The following is a 215-nucleotide window of genomic DNA, read 5'->3' as shown; positions in this document are numbered from 1 at the left end:
AGCCAGAGCCAGAGCCAGTTCGTGCTGCGAATATGCCAGAGATCATTCCAAATGAATTCGGTGTACCACAAGATGACGATTGGCTGATTGACGATGACACCTCAGAAGCAGTGGCTGACACTGCTAAAGAACCAACGCCAGAGTCTCAACCTGAAACGGCCCTGCAGCCAGAATCAGTTGAGCAACAGAGCGAAGATGAATTCTCGTTTGATGAT

Annotated in this window: 1 protein-coding gene; it reads left to right on the top strand. The window is 49.3% G+C overall.

Annotated elements, in window-relative coordinates; genetic code table 11:
* On the top strand, positions 1-215 hold a 215-nt coding region (locus BCT81_RS29260; protein WP_198596812.1), incomplete at both ends, for a hypothetical protein.

This window comes from Vibrio sp. 10N.261.52.A1, from assembly GCF_002876325.1.
Taxonomy (GTDB): domain Bacteria; phylum Pseudomonadota; class Gammaproteobacteria; order Enterobacterales; family Vibrionaceae; genus Vibrio; species Vibrio chagasii.
Note: the sequence above shows the minus strand (reverse complement) of the source record. Positions and strands in the feature narration are given on the sequence as shown.